The organism is Caballeronia sp. AZ1_KS37, assembly GCF_023631165.1.
GTDB lineage: Bacteria > Pseudomonadota > Gammaproteobacteria > Burkholderiales > Burkholderiaceae > Caballeronia > Caballeronia zhejiangensis.
On record NZ_JALQDP010000002.1, the window covers coordinates 22,972 to 38,595 of the forward strand.

The following is a 15,624-nucleotide window of genomic DNA, read 5'->3' on the forward strand; positions in this document are numbered from 1 at the left end:
ACGGACTTCCGATACTACACGGTTCGATCGCGATTATTTCGCTTTCGAATTGATGATCGCTTCCGACACGTTCGACGGCGTCTCCGCGTAATGCTTGAACTCCATCGTGTAGGTCGCGCGGCCTTGCGTCAGCGAGCGCAGCGACGTCGAGTAGCCGAACATCTCGGCAAGCGGCACTTCCGCGCGCACGAGCTTGCCGCCGCCGCCCGCGATGTCCTCCATGCCCTGCACGATGCCGCGCCGGCCCGAGAGATCGCCCATCACGTTGCCCATGAAGTCCTCGGGCGTCTCGACTTCGACGGCCATCATCGGTTCGAGCAGCACGGGCTTCGCCTTGCGCATCGCTTCCTTGAAGGCCATCGAGCCCGCCATGCGGAACGCGTTTTCGTTCGAATCGACATCGTGATACGAGCCGAAGGTGAGCCGCACTTTCACGTCGACGACCGGATAGCCCGCGAGCACGCCGGCCTTCAGCGTTTCCTGAATGCCCTTGTCGACGGCGGGGATGAACTCGCGCGGAATCACGCCGCCCTTGATCTGGTCGACGAACTCGTAGCCCTTGCCGGGGTCCGGCTCCAGCGCGATCACGGCGTGACCGTACTGCCCGCGTCCGCCCGACTGCTTGACGAATTTGCCTTCGACATCCTCGACCTTGTTGCGCACGGTCTCGCGATACGCGACCTGCGGCTTGCCGACCGTCGCCTCGACGCCGAACTCGCGCTTCATCCGGTCGACGAGAATCTCGAGATGCAGCTCGCCCATGCCGGAGATGATCGTCTGGCCCGATTCCTCATCGGTCGTAACGCGGAACGACGGATCTTCCTGCGCGAGACGGTTCAGCGCGATGCCCATCTTTTCCTGATCGGCCTTCGTCTTCGGTTCGACGGCCTGCGAGATCACCGGTTCAGGGAAGATCATCCGTTCGAGGATGATGACGTTCTGCGGATCGCAAAGCGTGTCGCCGGTCGTCGCTTCCTTGAGACCGACGGCCGCCGCGATGTCGCCCGCGCGCACCTCCTTGATTTCCTTGCGCTCGTTCGCGTGCATTTGCAGAATCCGGCCGAGGCGCTCCTTCTTGTCCTTCACCGGATTGAAGACCGTGTCGCCTGAATTCACGACGCCCGAATACACGCGGAAGAAGATCAACTGCCCGACGAAGGGGTCGGTCATGATCTTGAACGCGAGCGCGGAGAACGGCTCGTCGTCGCTCGGATGACGCTCCGCTTCCTCGTCGTCTTCCGTGTGGCCGAGAATCGCGGGCACGTCGACGGGCGAGGGCAGGTAGTCGATCACTGCGTCGAGCATCGCCTGGACGCCCTTGTTCTTGAACGCGCTGCCGCAGAGCATCGGTACGATTTCGTTGGCGATCGTGCGTTTGCGCAGCGCGCCCTTGATCTCGTCCTCGGTCAGGCTGTTGTGGTCTTCCAGATACTTTTCGAGCAGCTCTTCGCTCGCTTCGGCGGCGGCCTCGACCATCTTCTCGCGCCACTCGTGCGCGAGATCCTTGAGGTTGTCGGGAATTTCCTCGTAGGTGAACTTGATGCCCTGGCTCTCGTCGTCCCAGACGATCGCCTTCATCTTCACGAGGTCGACGACGCCCTGAAAGTGATCTTCCGCGCCGATCGGAATCTGGATCGGCACCGCGACGCCCTTCAGCCGGTCGCCGATCTGCCGCTGCACGCGAAAGAAGTCCGCGCCGACGCGGTCCATCTTGTTGACGAACGCGATGCGCGGCACCTTGTACTTGTTCGCCTGACGCCACACGGTTTCCGATTGCGGCTGCACGCCGCCGACCGAGTCGTAGACCATGCACGCGCCATCGAGCACGCGCATCGAGCGCTCGACTTCGATCGTGAAGTCGACGTGCCCCGGCGTATCGATGATGTTGATGCGATGTTCCGGATAATTGCCGGCCATGCCTTTCCAGAAGGCCGTCGTTGCCGCGGAGGTGATCGTGATGCCGCGTTCCTGCTCCTGCTCCATCCAGTCCATCGTGGCCGCGCCGTCGTGCACTTCGCCGATCTTGTGCGTCACGCCGGTGTAGAAAAGGATGCGCTCGGTAGTCGTAGTTTTGCCGGCATCGATGTGAGCGCTGATTCCGATATTCCGATAGCGCTCGATGGGAGTCTTGCGGGGCACGTGAACCTCCTGTGGTTTGAGTCGGCGCGGCGTGTGAAGCCAACGCGAATGCGTCGCGCCGAATCTTTTTAGGATAGCGCGTCGGCAGGCTCTTTGCAGGAATCCTGCCAGCCCGGCGCAAGCGACTTCCCGGACGCAAAAAAACCGGCGTGTCGTGCGACGACGCCGGTTGTTCGGGCGGGCAAGAAGCGCGTTACTGCGCGCGCGGCAAGCCTTTGATCTGCGTGCCCGGCTTGATGCCTTTCGCGGCAAACCATCCCTTCGGCATTTCGAGCGCATACACGCCGTTGTTGCGCGGGCAGTGGTTGTTCTCGGTTTCGGCCTGCATCTCGTCGATGTCGGTGATCGTGCCGTCCGCGCGGATGAACGCGATCGACAGCGGGATCAGCGTGTTCTTCATCCAGAAGCAATGCACGGCGTTTTCATTGAACACGAAGAGCATGCCTTCGTTCGGTGCGAGCTGCGTGCGATACATGAGACCTTGCTCGCGATCGGCATCGTTCGCGGCGACGGCGGCGTCGATCACATACATGCCCGCGGTCAGCTTTGCACGCGGAAAGTCGGACGGCTGCTTGGCGCCGGGCGGCATCGTCTGCGCCTGTGCGAGCGGCAATGCGGCGAAGGGCAGGGCAAGCGCGATCACGCATGCGCGCGCGAGCTTGCCGAGGTTGATTTGTTGATTGAAGAAGCGCGAGACGAGATTCACGGCAAAGCTCCCTTTCTGATCGATGGCTTGCGCCTGAGCCGGACAAACCCCGCGCATGTTACTCGATGCGCAGGCACAAAACAAAAGGGCAGACGCCTTGCGGCCATCTGCCCTTTGAACGCCGTAAGGACGGCGGTAATGCTCGTTCTTGACTTCGCTATACCGCCTCTTACAAAAAACTTACTGAGCTGCCGAAGCGGCTGCCGGAGCCGACGCAGCGGCTGCCTTCTTGTGCGACTTCGACGACTTGTGCGACGTCTTCTTGTGAGCCGACTTGTGAGCCGACGAAGCAGCTGCCGGAGCAGCAGCGGCCGGTGCCGAAGCTTCTTGTGCGAAAGCAGCGGTTGCGAACAGGCCAGCGACGAGAGCAGCGATCAGTTTGTTCATCTGTGAATCCTCAGCTTGAGTTAATTAACCAAACGACCCGGTCATTGAGTCATGTCGGTAAACGAGCCACCTACCTTTCGGTTGACACTCGACATCGATAATTCAAATTCGATGCGAATGTGAACGCTTGAACCTTTCAAACTCCCTGGAGCACACAGGTAGTTGTAATCAGTTATTCGCTCATGCCGGATAGCTTTATGCGGCATCTGACGCCCTTAACGCGTCGCGTGAAGAGTCGGTTGACGCGATTTACAGAGAAAATTGCGCGGCGACAAAAAAAATATCGGCGGCGCGATATGCGCTACTCGATCTCGATGACAGCACGTTTAAACACATCGCACTAAACGATGCACACGGCGATGCACACGGCCGATATTCAGGATAGTTGAATGCGATTCAACGAACGCGCTGCCACGGCGCGCGCGGGGCGACCTCGACAGTCTCGCCCGGCGCGAGTCCGAGCGTGAAGATATCGAGCGCGCCGATCGCGACGCGTACGAGCCGCAAGGTCGGAAAGCCGACTGCAGCCGTCATGCGCCGCACCTGCCGATTCTTGCCTTCGGTGATGGCGAGCTCGATCCACGTCGTCGGGATGGCGGCGCGATAGCGGATCGGCGGATTGCGTGGCCAGAGCGCTTCGATGTCGCGTTCGTCGACGAATGCGCTGCGGCACGGCTGCGTCACGTAATCGCCGAGATCGACGCCTTTCGAAAGACGCGCGAGCGCGGCTTCGTCGGGCGCGCCTTCGACTTGCGCCCAATAGCGCTTTACCAGCTTGTGACGCGGCTCCGCGATGCGGGCCTGGAGCGCGCCGTCGTCGGTGAGGAGGAGCAGGCCTTCGCTATCGGCGTCGAGCCGGCCCGCGGGATACACGCCCGGCGTCTTCACCCAGTCGCCGAGCGACGCGCGCGTCTCGTGCGCCGAAAACTGGCAGATGGTGCCGAAGGGCTTGTTCAGGGCGATAAGTGACATGCGAGGCGCGCGGCGTGATCGGATGCGGCATCTTAAAGCATGCGCGCGGCGGCTTTCGGGCGCGCCGGGACAAGCCAGCATGGTTAGAATGATGAAGTGAACTTCATCGCGCGGGTTCATCGCCCGCGCATGCTGCATCGCATCGCTCTCTATCCAGTTTGCTTGCTTCCATTCAAGCCCGGCCTTATTTGGAGTCGACCATGCCGTATCAGCACATCAAGGTTCCGGAAGGCGGTGACAAGATCACCGTCAACGCGGACTTCTCGCTCAACGTCTCGGATCAGCCGATCATCCCGTATATCGAGGGCGACGGCACGGGCGTCGACATCACCCCGGTGATGATCAAGGTCGTCGATGCGGCGGTCGAGAAGGCCTACGGCGGCAAGCGCAAGATTCAATGGATGGAAATCTTCGCGGGCGAAAAGGCGACGCGCGTCTACGGCCCCGACGTGTGGCTGCCGGACGAAACGCTCGAAGTGGTGAAGGATTTCATCGTGTCGATCAAAGGGCCGCTCACGACGCCCGTCGGCGGCGGCATCCGCTCGCTGAACGTGGCGCTTCGTCAGCAACTCGATCTCTACGTGTGTCTGCGTCCGGTGCGCTACTTCAAGGGCGTGCCGTCGCCGGTGCGCGAACCGGAGAAGATCGACATGGTGATCTTCCGCGAGAATTCGGAAGACATCTACGCGGGCGTCGAATGGCCGGCGGATTCGCCCGAAGCGAAGAAGGTCATCAAGTTCCTGCGCGAAGAAATGGGCGTGAAGAAGATCCGCTTCCCTGATTCGTCGGGACTCGGCATCAAGCCCGTTTCGCGGGAGGGCACGGAGCGGCTCGTGCGCAAGGCGATCCAGTACGCGATCGACAACGATCGCCGCTCGGTGACGCTCGTGCACAAGGGCAACATCATGAAGTTCACCGAAGGCGCCTTCCGCGATTACGGCTACGCGCTCGCGCAGAAGGAGTTCGGCGCGGAACTGATCGACGGCGGCCCGTGGATGAAGGTGAAGAATCCGAAGTCGGGCAGCGATATCGTCGTGAAGGACGTGATCGCCGATGCGTTCCTTCAGCAAATCCTGCTGCGTCCCGCCGAATACGACGTGATCGCCACGCTCAACCTGAACGGCGACTACATCTCGGACGCGCTCGCGGCGCAGGTGGGCGGCATCGGCATCGCGCCGGGCGCGAACATGTCGGATTCCGTCGCGATGTTCGAGGCGACGCACGGCACGGCGCCGAAATACGCGGGCAAGGACTACGTGAATCCCGGTTCGGAAATTTTGTCCGCCGAAATGATGCTGCGCCATCTCGGCTGGTTCGAGGCCGCGGACCGCATCATTTCGTCGATGGAGCAGTCGATTCTTTCGAAGCGCGTCACGTACGACTTCGCGCGTTTGATGGAAGGCGCGACGCAAGTATCGTGTTCGGGTTTCGGAGAGGTGATGATCGAGAATATGTGAGGACTCACCTCGATTCGATGTGGTAAATAAAAACCCCGGAAGGCCTACGCCTTCCGGGGTTTTTATTTCGCGCACATGCCTCATATGCGTGCAACGCGCGAGGCATGAAAAAACCCGGCGCGAAGGCCGGGTTTCACGAGGCTAAGTCGATCGAACGGTCAGGCAGCGTCCTGAATGTTCGAAGCTTGTTTGCCTTTCGGTCCCTGGACGATCTCGAAGCTGACCTTCTGGCCTTCCTTGAGCGTCTTGAAACCGTTCATTTGAATCGCCGAGAAATGTGCGAACAGATCCTCGCCGCCTTCATCGGGCGTGATGAATCCGTAGCCTTTCGCGTCGTTGAACCATTTGACCGTACCAGTAGACATTCGTACTTCCCCTCTAACTCTTGTCGCACCCAGAGCACGCTCGAAAAGCTCGACGGCACACCCCACAATGTGAACCGCCCCCTCCTCACAAGCTCACCTCGGCCTCTTTTTTCGTCCGTGGTTGGCCCCCGGAAAAAAGTGCCAGTTTGATTGTTAAATCTCTTAAATCGGGTGTCAAGGAATTTTTGGGATAGCCGTTAAGCTCGTTGCAAAGAGCGCATTCGTAGGGTAATTCCTGCTTTGCGTGTGTGCTGCCGTCCAAGCAAGTCATCTTGAAAAGTCGCATAATCGACTCACTTGTGTGATACCCGGCGGCCCGCAGCGCTTGGTGCTCGGTTTGTTTTTTTTGAAGCTGTGCGATACTGGTTTCGACGAGGTGCAAGCGGGCCGCGCCGAAATGTTGGGCAGCGGCAGGATTCGATGGGCGACACCTGTGCGAGTGCGGTTTTCAGCGACACATTCCGACCGGGCGGTCGGTGCTGGAGCGGCGATTGCGAGGACGTCCGTGATGTTTAGAATGGGTGTATGGCGATCAATCCCAACAAGCAGGATGGCACGGTACTGGAGCGGCAGGAGCAGAAGCTCAAGAAGCCGGCCATGTACAAGGTGGTGCTGCTGAATGACGACTTCACGCCGATGGAATTCGTCGTGATGATCGTGCAGGAATACTTCAATAAGGATCGTGAGACCGCGACGCAGATCATGCTCAAGGTTCATCGCGAAGGCAGGGGAGTTTGTGGGGTCTACACGCGAGACATTGCGTCGACCAAAGTTGAGCAAGTCGTTAGCCATGCACGGCAAGCGGGGCATCCGCTGCAGTGCGTGATGGAGGAAGCATGATTGCCCAGGAACTGGAAGTCAGTCTGCACATGGCGTTTATGGAAGCACGTCAGGCGCGGCATGAGTTCATAACGGTCGAGCACCTGTTGCTCGCCCTGTTGGACAATCCGACCGCGGCTGAAGTGTTGCGCGCCTGCGCAGCCAACATTGAAGATTTGCGTCAGAACCTGCGCAATTTCATTCATGACAACACGCCGACCGTGCCCGGCACGGACGACGTCGATACTCAGCCGACGCTTGGTTTCCAGCGCGTGATCCAGCGCGCGATCATGCACGTGCAATCGACTTCGAATGGCAAGAAGGAAGTGACCGGCGCGAACGTGCTGGTCGCGATCTTCGGCGAGAAGGACTCGCACGCGGTGTACTACCTGCAGCAGCAGGGCGTCACGCGTCTCGATGTCGTGAATTTCATTTCGCACGGCATTGCAAAGACGAATAGCGGCGACGCCGCCAAGGCGAGCAGCGAAGCGAATCCGGAATCGGAAGACGCCGCTGCGCAGAAGGAAACGCCGCTCGCGCAGTTCACGCAGAACCTCAACCAGCTCGCGAAGGACGGCAAGATCGATCCGCTGATCGGCCGTGAACTCGAAGTCGAGCGTGTGGTGCAGGTGCTGTGCCGCCGTCGCAAGAATAATCCGCTGCTCGTCGGCGAAGCCGGCGTCGGCAAGACGGCGATTGCCGAGGGCCTCGCATGGCGCATCACGCGCGGCGAAGTGCCGGACATCCTCGCCGATGCACAGGTCTACTCGCTCGACATGGGCGCGCTGCTCGCCGGCACGAAGTATCGCGGCGATTTCGAGCAACGTCTGAAGACGGTGTTGAAGGAACTGAAAGAGCGTCCGCACGCGATTCTGTTCATCGACGAAATTCATACGCTGATCGGCGCGGGCGCGGCATCGGGCGGCACGCTCGACGCATCGAACCTGCTGAAGCCGGCGTTGTCGTCGGGTCAGTTGAAGTGCATCGGCGCGACCACGTTCACGGAATATCGCGGCATCTTCGAGAAGGACGCGGCGTTGTCGCGGCGTTTCCAGAAGGTCGATGTCACCGAGCCGTCCGTCGAACAGACGGTGGCGATTCTGCGCGGCCTCAAGACGCGCTTCGAAGAGCATCACGGCGTGAAGTATTCGTCGGGTGCGCTGTCGGCGGCGGCGGAACTGTCGGCACGATTCATCACGGACCGTCATCTGCCGGACAAGGCCATCGACGTGATCGATGAAGCGGGCGCGGCGCAACGCATCCTGCCGAAGTCGAAGCAGAAGAAGACCATCGGCAAGAGCGAGATCGAAGAGATCATCTCGAAGATCGCGCGCGTGCCGGCGCAGAGCGTGTCACAGGATGACCGCAGCAAGCTCCAGACGCTCGATCGCGACCTGAAAGCCGTCGTGTTCGGTCAGGATCCGGCGATCGACGCGCTGTCGGCGTCGATCAAGATGGCGCGCGCGGGTCTCGGCAAGCTGGACAAGCCGATCGGCGCGTTCCTGTTCTCCGGCCCGACGGGCGTCGGCAAGACGGAGGTCGCGAAGCAGTTGGCGTTCACGCTGGGCATCGAACTGCTGCGCTTCGACATGTCGGAGTACATGGAACGCCATGCGGTCAGCCGTCTGATCGGCGCGCCGCCGGGATATGTCGGTTTCGACCAGGGCGGTTTGCTGACCGAAGCCGTCACGAAGAAGCCGCATTGCGTGCTGCTCCTCGACGAAATCGAGAAGGCGCATCCGGACATCTACAACGTGCTCTTGCAGGTCATGGACCACGGCACGCTGACGGACAACAACGGACGCAAGGCGGATTTCCGCAACGTCATCATCATCATGACGACGAACGCGGGCGCCGAGGCAATGGGCAAGGCGGTGATCGGCTTCACGTCGCGACGCGAGTCGGGCGACGAAATGGCCGACATCAAGCGCATGTTCACGCCGGAGTTCCGCAACCGTCTGGACCAGATCATCAGCTTCCGTTCGCTGGACGAGGAAATCATCCTGCGCGTGGTCGACAAGTTCCTCATGCAACTGGAAGATCAGTTGCACGAGAAGAAGGTCGATGCGGTCTTCACCGATTCGCTGCGCAAGCACCTGGCGAAGCACGGTTTCGATCCGCTGATGGGCGCGCGTCCGATGCAGCGTCTGATTCAGGACACGATCCGTCGCGCCTTGGCCGACGAGCTCCTGTTCGGCAAGCTGGTCAACGGCGGCCGCGTGACGGTCGATGTCGATGCGGACGACAAGGTGCAGCTGACGTTCGACGAAAACTCGGCGCCGCCGCGCAATCCGAATCCGGAAGCGATCGAAGTGGATTAACGCGTTTAAGGCGGGACGATAAGCGTGGACTCGAAAGAGCCCACGCTTTTTTTTTGCGCGTTTCACAACAAGCCGTTCCTTGCTCAAGCATGTTTAATGTATCCGTGTCCCATCCCATCAGTCTCGAAGTCCAGATGATGCGCGGAAACGAGCAAGCGCGTCTTCTGTTTGCGTCCTCACGGGTTGAGCGTTCCGACCATGATGTTGATCGAGCTGATGGTTACGATGCGCAAGTCTTTATCTCCAGTTGTACCTGAGAGCCGAAACTTGCCGTGTTCCCCGTTATTGCTGTGAAACGAGACTGCCGATGAGGGTTTTACGAAGTCCGGCGACACTCCGAATATGGTGAAAAATCTCCAGCCGATTCCTTGCATGCACGACGAATCGTGGTGATCGTCGGGGCTCGCCAGTACGGTTTCCAGAGGCGGGGGCGGAAGCGGGCCAAGGATGATTTCCTCGCAGTCATTGCCGTGTATGTCTGCATCTACTTGAATGGCGACAAGGTAGAACAGGCCGTTATACGACGTCGGAAACATTTGCGCGGTGTAGGTGTTGGAGTAGAAACTCACTTGAGCCACATCGAGCTTACTTACTACGGTAGAAGTTGTTTCGCCCAGAAGCGCCTGCCCATCACGGCCGGGGTTGCAGACTGATTGGACGCCAGCGTCATTGGAGTAAAACCAGTGGTCATAGAATTTGAATCCGCTGGCAGGCGGTGCAAGGCCGGACAGCGAGACGTTGGGAAATTCCAGTGCGAGCTGGTAGTTGTCTGAAAACATACATTCTTGGGCCATGATGCACTCCTAGAGATATGACTGTGAATCCTAAATAAAGCGGCGCGGATTAATCCAATTGGATCGAGTATTGAAGCGGTCTACATGGCTACCTCCACGGGTTTATTAAGTCAGCGTCGACAACAAACATTTGAATCGGAATTTCGCAGCGAAAACGTGCGTGAAAACATTGGGCTCATCGCCAAGCGATGAACTCGATGCTGTCTCGAACAACGCGCCGAGATAGCTGCAGTTATGTTGATGGAGATAGTCCGCGCGTTCTTTTGTTGTAGGGAGTTATAGGTTTGTAATGTCAAAATAACTGTGAAGGTTTGTAATACGCGCAAGCGATTTGATTGCGAGAATTTTCCTATTTGAAAGCTCGATATTTTGGATCGTTAAACAAAAACGCGGATTATCTAAAAGATAATCCGCGTTTCATCGGTAATGGAACTGATCAGTGGGACGATCTATGTCTCGTCCCAGCGCGAGTGCATTCGCTTTCAGTGTTTCCCGGTACTTCCAAATCCACCAAGCCCGCGCTCGCTCGCTTCGAAATCATCGACGATATTGAACTGCGCCTGCACGACCGGCACGATCACCATCTGTGCGAGACGCTCCATCGGGTTCAGCGTGAACGCGGTGTCGCCGCGATTCCACGTCGAAACCATCAGTTGGCCTTGATAATCCGAATCGATCAGCCCAACGAGATTGCCGAGAACGATGCCATGCTTGTGACCCAGACCCGAGCGCGGAAGGATCATCGCGGCATAGCCGGGATCGGCGAGATGTATGGCGAGGCCGGTCGGCACGAGCACGGTCTGATGCGGCTCGATGACGAGCGGCGCATCGAGGCACGCGCGCAGATCGAGGCCCGCGCTGCCGGGCGTGGCGTAGGCGGGCATGAAGTCGCGCATGCGCGCATCGAGAATCTTGACGTCGAGTTTCATGGATCGAGGCGTTATTGAATGGAATGGCCGAGCTCGAAAGCATCGGCGGGAAGTCGATAGGAGCGCGTGCGCGCGGCGTCGAGTTCGGTCACGACAACAGCGTGCCGCCGGTCTTCGGCGCGCGTTTTGCGATCTCCGCGATCAGCGTGCGCGCGAGTTCCTGCTTGCCGGCGCGCGGCAGCGGTGTCGTGCCGCTTTCTTCGAACAGCACGACTTCGTTGTCGTCGCGTCCGAACGTGAGCTGTCCGATATTGCCGATCAGCAGCGGCACGTTCTTGCGCTTGCGTTTCTCATCGCCATGAACCTCGAGATTGCCGCTTTCCGCCGCAAAGCCGACGCAAAAAGGCGGATTCGGCAGCTTCGCCACCGACGCGAGAATGTCCGGATTCTCGATGAAGTTGAACGTCGGCAACGCGTCGGCGGTCTTTTTGATCTTCTGCTCGCTGACGTGATCGACGCGCCAGTCCGCCACCGCGGCGACCGCGATGAAGATGTCGGTGTCAGGGGTCGCGGCCATCACCGCATCGTGCATTTCCTGCGCGGTCTGCACGTCTTCGCGATACACGCCCCACGGCGTCGGCAGGGAAACCGGACCGGCGACGAGATGCACGTCCGCGCCCGCCTGCGCCGCCGCGCGTGCGAGCGCGAAGCCCATCTTGCCCGACGAACGATTGGTGATGCCGCGGACCGGATCGAGCGGCTCGAAGGTCGGACCGGCGGTAATCAGCACGCGCTGGCCGCGCAGAATCTTCGGCTGAAAGAACGCGCAGATCGCTTCGAACGCGGCTTCCGGCTCGATCATGCGGCCGTCGCCGACTTCGCCGCACGCCTGCGAGCCCGAATCCGGACCGAGCACTTCGACGCCATCGGCGCGAAGCTGGCTGACATTGCGCTGCGTCGGCGGGCTTTGCCACATCTGGCGGTTCATCGCGGGCACGACGAGCAGCGGGCAATCGCGCGCGATGCACAGCGTCGAAAGCAGGTCGTCGCACATGCCATGCGCGAGCTTCGCCATGAAGTCGGTCGAGGCGGGCGCGATGACGATCGCATCCGCTTCGCGCGAAAGATCGATGTGCGGCATGTTGTTCGGCATGCGCGCATCCCACTGCGACGTGTACACGGGACGGCCCGACAGCGCCTGCATCGTGACGGGCGTGATGAACTGCGTGGCCGCTTCGGTCATCACGATCTGCACGGTTGCGCCGGCCTTGACGAGCAGGCGCGTCAGTTCGGCGATCTTGTAGCAGGCGATGCCGCCGGTCAGTCCTAAAACGAGATGTTTGCCCGCGAGTTCCAACTTGCCTCCATCGCAAAAGAACACGGCTCCGTGAGAGGAGCCGCGTCGTGAATATCAACGTGAACCGCGCACGCGCCGCAGTTCGTCGAAAATCAGCAGGACCGCGCCGACGGTGATCGCGCTATCGGCGAGGTTGAACGCCGGCCAGTGCCACGCGTTCACATGAAAATCCAGAAAGTCGATGACGTGCCCGTACGCAATCCGGTCGATGACATTGCCGATCGCACCGCCCATGATGAGCGACAACGCCGTGCAGAACATGCGCTGCCCCGAATGGCGCTTGAGCAGATAGCAAATCACGATCGCCGCGACGACGCCCAACGCCGTGAACGCCCAGCGCTGCCAGCCGCCCGCCATCGCGAGGAAGCTGAACGCCGCGCCGCGGTTGTAGACGAGCAGCAGATTGAAAAAGGGCGTGAGCGCATGCGGATCGCCATAGGCGAACACGCGCTGCACGGCGATCTTCGTCAACTGGTCGAACAGAATGACGATCAGCGCGACGCCGAGCCACGGCGCGAGCGAACCGCTGCTCGCGGTTCTAACGGAAGTTTGCTTTGCCATCGTTCGAGCCATTTATGCCGCGCCTCGCGTTTCGCCTGCGCCGAAGAGATTGGAGAAGCAGCGGCCGCAGAGGCCCGGATGTTCCGGGTGCGAGCCGACATCGGCGCAATAGTGCCAGCAGCGCTCGCACTTCATGTAGCTCGACGCGGCGACATCGACGCCTTCTTCTGCTTCGCTCGCCACCTTTTCCACTTGCGCCGACGACGTGATCAGCACGAAGCGCAATGCATCGCCGAGACTCGCGAGTGCGTCGTAACGCGCGCCGCTCGCACGAACCACGACTTCCGCCTGCAGCGACGAACCGATCTGATTGGCCGTGCGCGCTTCTTCGAGCGCCTTGGTGACGTCGCCGCGCGCGCTGCGGATGAGCGTCCACTTGTCGAGCAGATCGCCGCCGTTCGCGATCTCCGGATACGTCGCGAAGACTTCCGTGAAGATCGTTTCCTGACCGGGCTTGAGCACCTTGTACGCTTCTTCGGCCGTGAACGACAGATACGGCGCGACGAGACGCAACAAGCCGTGCGCGATATGGAACAGCGCGGTTTGCGCGCTGCGGCGCTCGCGCGAATCGGGCTTCGTGGTGTAGAGGCGATCCTTCAGCACGTCGAGATAGAAGCCGCCGAGGTCTTCCGAGCAGAATGTCGCGATCTTCGCGACGACCGGATGGAATTCGTACTTCTCGTAGTGCGCGAGGGCGTCGTCCTGCAGATTGCGCGTGAGCGCGATGGCGTATCGATCGATTTCGAGCCAGTCCTGAACCGGCAGCGCGTTCTTGTCGAAATCGAAGTCCGACAGATTCGCGAGCAGGAAGCGCAGCGTGTTGCGGATACGGCGATACGTCTCCGTCACGCGCTTCAGGATTTCCTCGGAGATCGCGAGCTCGCCCGAATAGTCCGTCGATGCGATCCACAAACGGATGATTTCCGCGCCAAGGCGATTGGACACTTCGTGCGGATCGATGCCGTTGCCGAGCGACTTCGACATCTTGCGGCCTTCGCCATCGACGGTGAAGCCGTGCGTGAGCAGCGCGTCGTAGGGCGCGCGGCCGTCGAGCATCGACGCGGTGAGCAGCGACGAATGGAACCAGCCGCGATGCTGGTCCGAGCCTTCGAGATAGAGATCGGCCGGAAACTGCAGCGAATCCTTGTGCGAGCCGCGCAGCACGTGCCAGTGCGTCGTGCCGGAATCGAACCACACGTCGAGCGTGTCGCGGTTCTTCTCGTACATGTTGGCTTCGTCGCCGATCAGTTCGCGCGGATCGAGCGATTGCCACGTTTCGATGCCGCCTTCCTCCACACGCTTCGCCACTTCTTCCAGCAACTCCAGCGTGCGCGGATGCAGCTCGCCGGTTTCCTTGTGCACGAAGAACGCCATCGGCACGCCCCACTGACGCTGACGCGAAAGCGTCCAGTCCGGGCGATTCGCGATCATGCTGTAAAGACGCTGCTTGCCCCATGACGGATAAAACGCCGTGTTCTCGACGCCTTCCAGCGCGATCTCGCGCAGCGTGCGGCCGCCGTCCTTCGGCTTCACGTCCATGCCGGCGAACCATTGCGAGGTCGCGCGATAGATGATCGGCGTCTTGTGGCGCCAGCAGTGCATGTAGCTGTGCGTGTACTTTTCGCTCTTGAGCAGCGATCCCGCGCCTTCGAGCGCTTCGACGATCTGCGGATTCGCCTTCCAGATCGAGAGCCCGCCGAACAGCGGCAACGATTCGATATAGCGGCCATCGCCCATCACCGGGTTGATGATGTCCGAGTCCGGCATGCCGTGCGCCTTGCACGACACGAAGTCTTCCACGCCATACGCCGGCGACGAATGCACGATGCCCGTGCCGCTTTCCGTCGTCACGTAATCGCCGAGATAGACCGGCGCCGTGCGCTTGTAGCCCGGATGCGCTGCCGCGAGCGGATGGTGGAAGCGCAGGTTCGCGAGCTTTTCGCCGGTCGTCGTCGCGATGACTTCGCCCGTCAGGCCGTAGTTCTGCAGGCACGCTTCGACGCGCTCCTGCGCGAGGATCAGGAGACCGCGCGGCGTATCGACGAGCGCGTAGACGATCTCCGGATGCACGTTCAGCGCCTGGTTCGCGGGAATGGTCCAGGGCGTCGTCGTCCAGATGACGATGCCGCCTTCCGTCTTCGGCAGCGCGGGCAGGCCGAACGCCTGCGCGGACTTCTCCGGTTCGGCGAACGCGAACATGACGTCGATGGTCGGATCGGTCTTGTCCTTGTATTCGACTTCCGCTTCGGCCAGCGCCGAGCCGCAGTCGAAGCACCAGTTTACCGGCTTCAGGCCGCGGAACACGAAGCCCTTCTCCATGATCTTGCCGAGCGCGCGGATCTCGCCCGCTTCGTTGGCGAAGTTCATCGTCTTGTACGGATTGTCCCAGTCGCCGAGCACGCCCAGGCGCCGGAAGCCGACCTTCTGTTTTTCGATCTGTTCGCCCGCATACGCGCGCGCCTTCCGCATCACTTCGATGGCGGGCAGCGTCTTGCCGAACTGCTTTTCGATCTGGATTTCGATCGGCATGCCGTGACAGTCCCAGCCCGGCACGTAGACCGCGTCGAAGCCCGCGAGATTGCGCGCCTTGACGATCATGTCCTTCAGGATCTTGTTGACGGCGTGACCGAGGTGGATGTCGCCGTTCGCATACGGCGGGCCGTCGTGCAGGATGAACTTCTTGCGGCCCTTCGACGCCGCGCGGATCTTCTCGTAGATCTTGTTGTCCTGCCACTCCTTGACCCACGCGGGTTCGCGCTTGGGCAGGTCGCCGCGCATCGGGAAGGGCGTGTCGAGCAGGTTGACGGGATACTTCGAGGAGGCTTTTTCTTTCTTGTCGCTCATGGGTGACTCAGTGAATTCGGTGAGACGGCGCTC

General features: G+C 60.5%; 13 protein-coding genes. 3 read left to right on the forward strand and 10 right to left on the reverse strand.

Annotation, left to right across the window (positions count from 1 at the left end):
- Positions 1-33 precede the first annotated feature (33 nt).
- From fusA to NCS00_RS03270, 4 genes are all read right to left on the reverse strand, one after another.
- The gene (gene fusA, locus NCS00_RS03255) at positions 34-2,139 is read right to left on the reverse strand and encodes an elongation factor G (RefSeq protein WP_008351216.1); all 2,106 of its coding nucleotides are present in this window, start codon (positions 2,137-2,139) and stop codon (positions 34-36) included.
- Between the two features lie 193 nt (positions 2,140-2,332).
- Positions 2,333-2,902, reverse strand: coding sequence for a DUF192 domain-containing protein (locus NCS00_RS03260; protein ID WP_008351215.1), 570 nt, complete (start codon positions 2,900-2,902; stop codon positions 2,333-2,335).
- A 123-nt stretch (positions 2,903-3,025) separates the two neighbouring features.
- Entirely contained in the window at positions 3,026-3,232 is a 207-nt protein-coding gene (locus NCS00_RS03265; RefSeq protein ID WP_075583544.1) for a hypothetical protein, read from the reverse strand.
- Between the two features lie 396 nt (positions 3,233-3,628).
- The gene (locus tag NCS00_RS03270) at positions 3,629-4,204 is read right to left on the reverse strand and encodes a pseudouridine synthase (protein WP_008351207.1); all 576 of its coding nucleotides are present in this window, start codon (positions 4,202-4,204) and stop codon (positions 3,629-3,631) included.
- 200 nt (positions 4,205-4,404) lie between these two features.
- On the opposite strand from NCS00_RS03270, the gene icd reads away from it, so the two are divergent.
- Positions 4,405-5,661, forward strand: coding sequence for an NADP-dependent isocitrate dehydrogenase (icd, locus tag NCS00_RS03275; RefSeq protein WP_008351202.1), 1,257 nt, complete (start codon positions 4,405-4,407; stop codon positions 5,659-5,661).
- A gap of 158 nt (positions 5,662-5,819) precedes the next feature.
- Here icd and cspD read toward each other — a convergent pair whose 3' ends face one another.
- Positions 5,820-6,026: a cold shock domain-containing protein CspD gene (gene cspD / locus NCS00_RS03280; protein ID WP_008351201.1), complete on the reverse strand. Its 207-nt coding sequence runs from the start codon at positions 6,024-6,026 to the stop codon at positions 5,820-5,822.
- A gap of 525 nt (positions 6,027-6,551) precedes the next feature.
- On the opposite strand from cspD, the gene clpS reads away from it, so the two are divergent.
- Together clpS and clpA are read left to right on the forward strand one after the other, a co-directional pair.
- Positions 6,552-6,866 carry an ATP-dependent Clp protease adapter ClpS gene (gene clpS, locus NCS00_RS03285; protein WP_008351199.1) on the forward strand — a complete coding sequence of 105 codons (315 nt, stop codon included), beginning with the start codon at positions 6,552-6,554 and terminating at the stop codon, positions 6,864-6,866.
- Entirely contained in the window at positions 6,863-9,166 is a 2,304-nt protein-coding gene (clpA, locus tag NCS00_RS03290; protein WP_008351197.1) for an ATP-dependent Clp protease ATP-binding subunit ClpA, read from the forward strand. The genes clpS and clpA overlap by 4 nt, the downstream gene beginning before the upstream one ends.
- A gap of 176 nt (positions 9,167-9,342) precedes the next feature.
- Here clpA and NCS00_RS03295 read toward each other — a convergent pair whose 3' ends face one another.
- The 5 genes from NCS00_RS03295 to ileS all read right to left on the reverse strand — a co-directional run bounded on the left by NCS00_RS03295 (position 9,343) and on the right by ileS (position 15,591).
- On the reverse strand, positions 9,343-9,960 hold the full coding sequence (locus NCS00_RS03295) for a hypothetical protein (protein WP_008351196.1): 618 nt from the start codon (positions 9,958-9,960) through the stop codon (positions 9,343-9,345).
- Positions 9,961-10,442: 482 nt separating this feature from the next.
- Complete coding sequence (gene dut, locus NCS00_RS03300) at positions 10,443-10,889, reverse strand: dUTP diphosphatase (RefSeq protein WP_008351195.1); 447 nt, start codon at positions 10,887-10,889, stop codon at positions 10,443-10,445.
- Between the two features lie 88 nt (positions 10,890-10,977).
- Positions 10,978-12,186 (reverse strand): bifunctional phosphopantothenoylcysteine decarboxylase/phosphopantothenate--cysteine ligase CoaBC, encoded by a 1,209-nt coding sequence (gene coaBC / locus NCS00_RS03305; protein ID WP_034472998.1) that lies wholly within the window; start codon positions 12,184-12,186, stop codon positions 10,978-10,980.
- Positions 12,187-12,240: 54 nt separating this feature from the next.
- Positions 12,241-12,759 carry a signal peptidase II gene (lspA, locus tag NCS00_RS03310; protein ID WP_033537118.1) on the reverse strand — a complete coding sequence of 173 codons (519 nt, stop codon included), beginning with the start codon at positions 12,757-12,759 and terminating at the stop codon, positions 12,241-12,243.
- Positions 12,760-15,591, reverse strand: coding sequence for an isoleucine--tRNA ligase (ileS, locus tag NCS00_RS03315; RefSeq protein ID WP_034472965.1), 2,832 nt, complete (start codon positions 15,589-15,591; stop codon positions 12,760-12,762). It abuts the gene before it with no gap.
- Positions 15,592-15,624 lie beyond the last annotated feature (33 nt).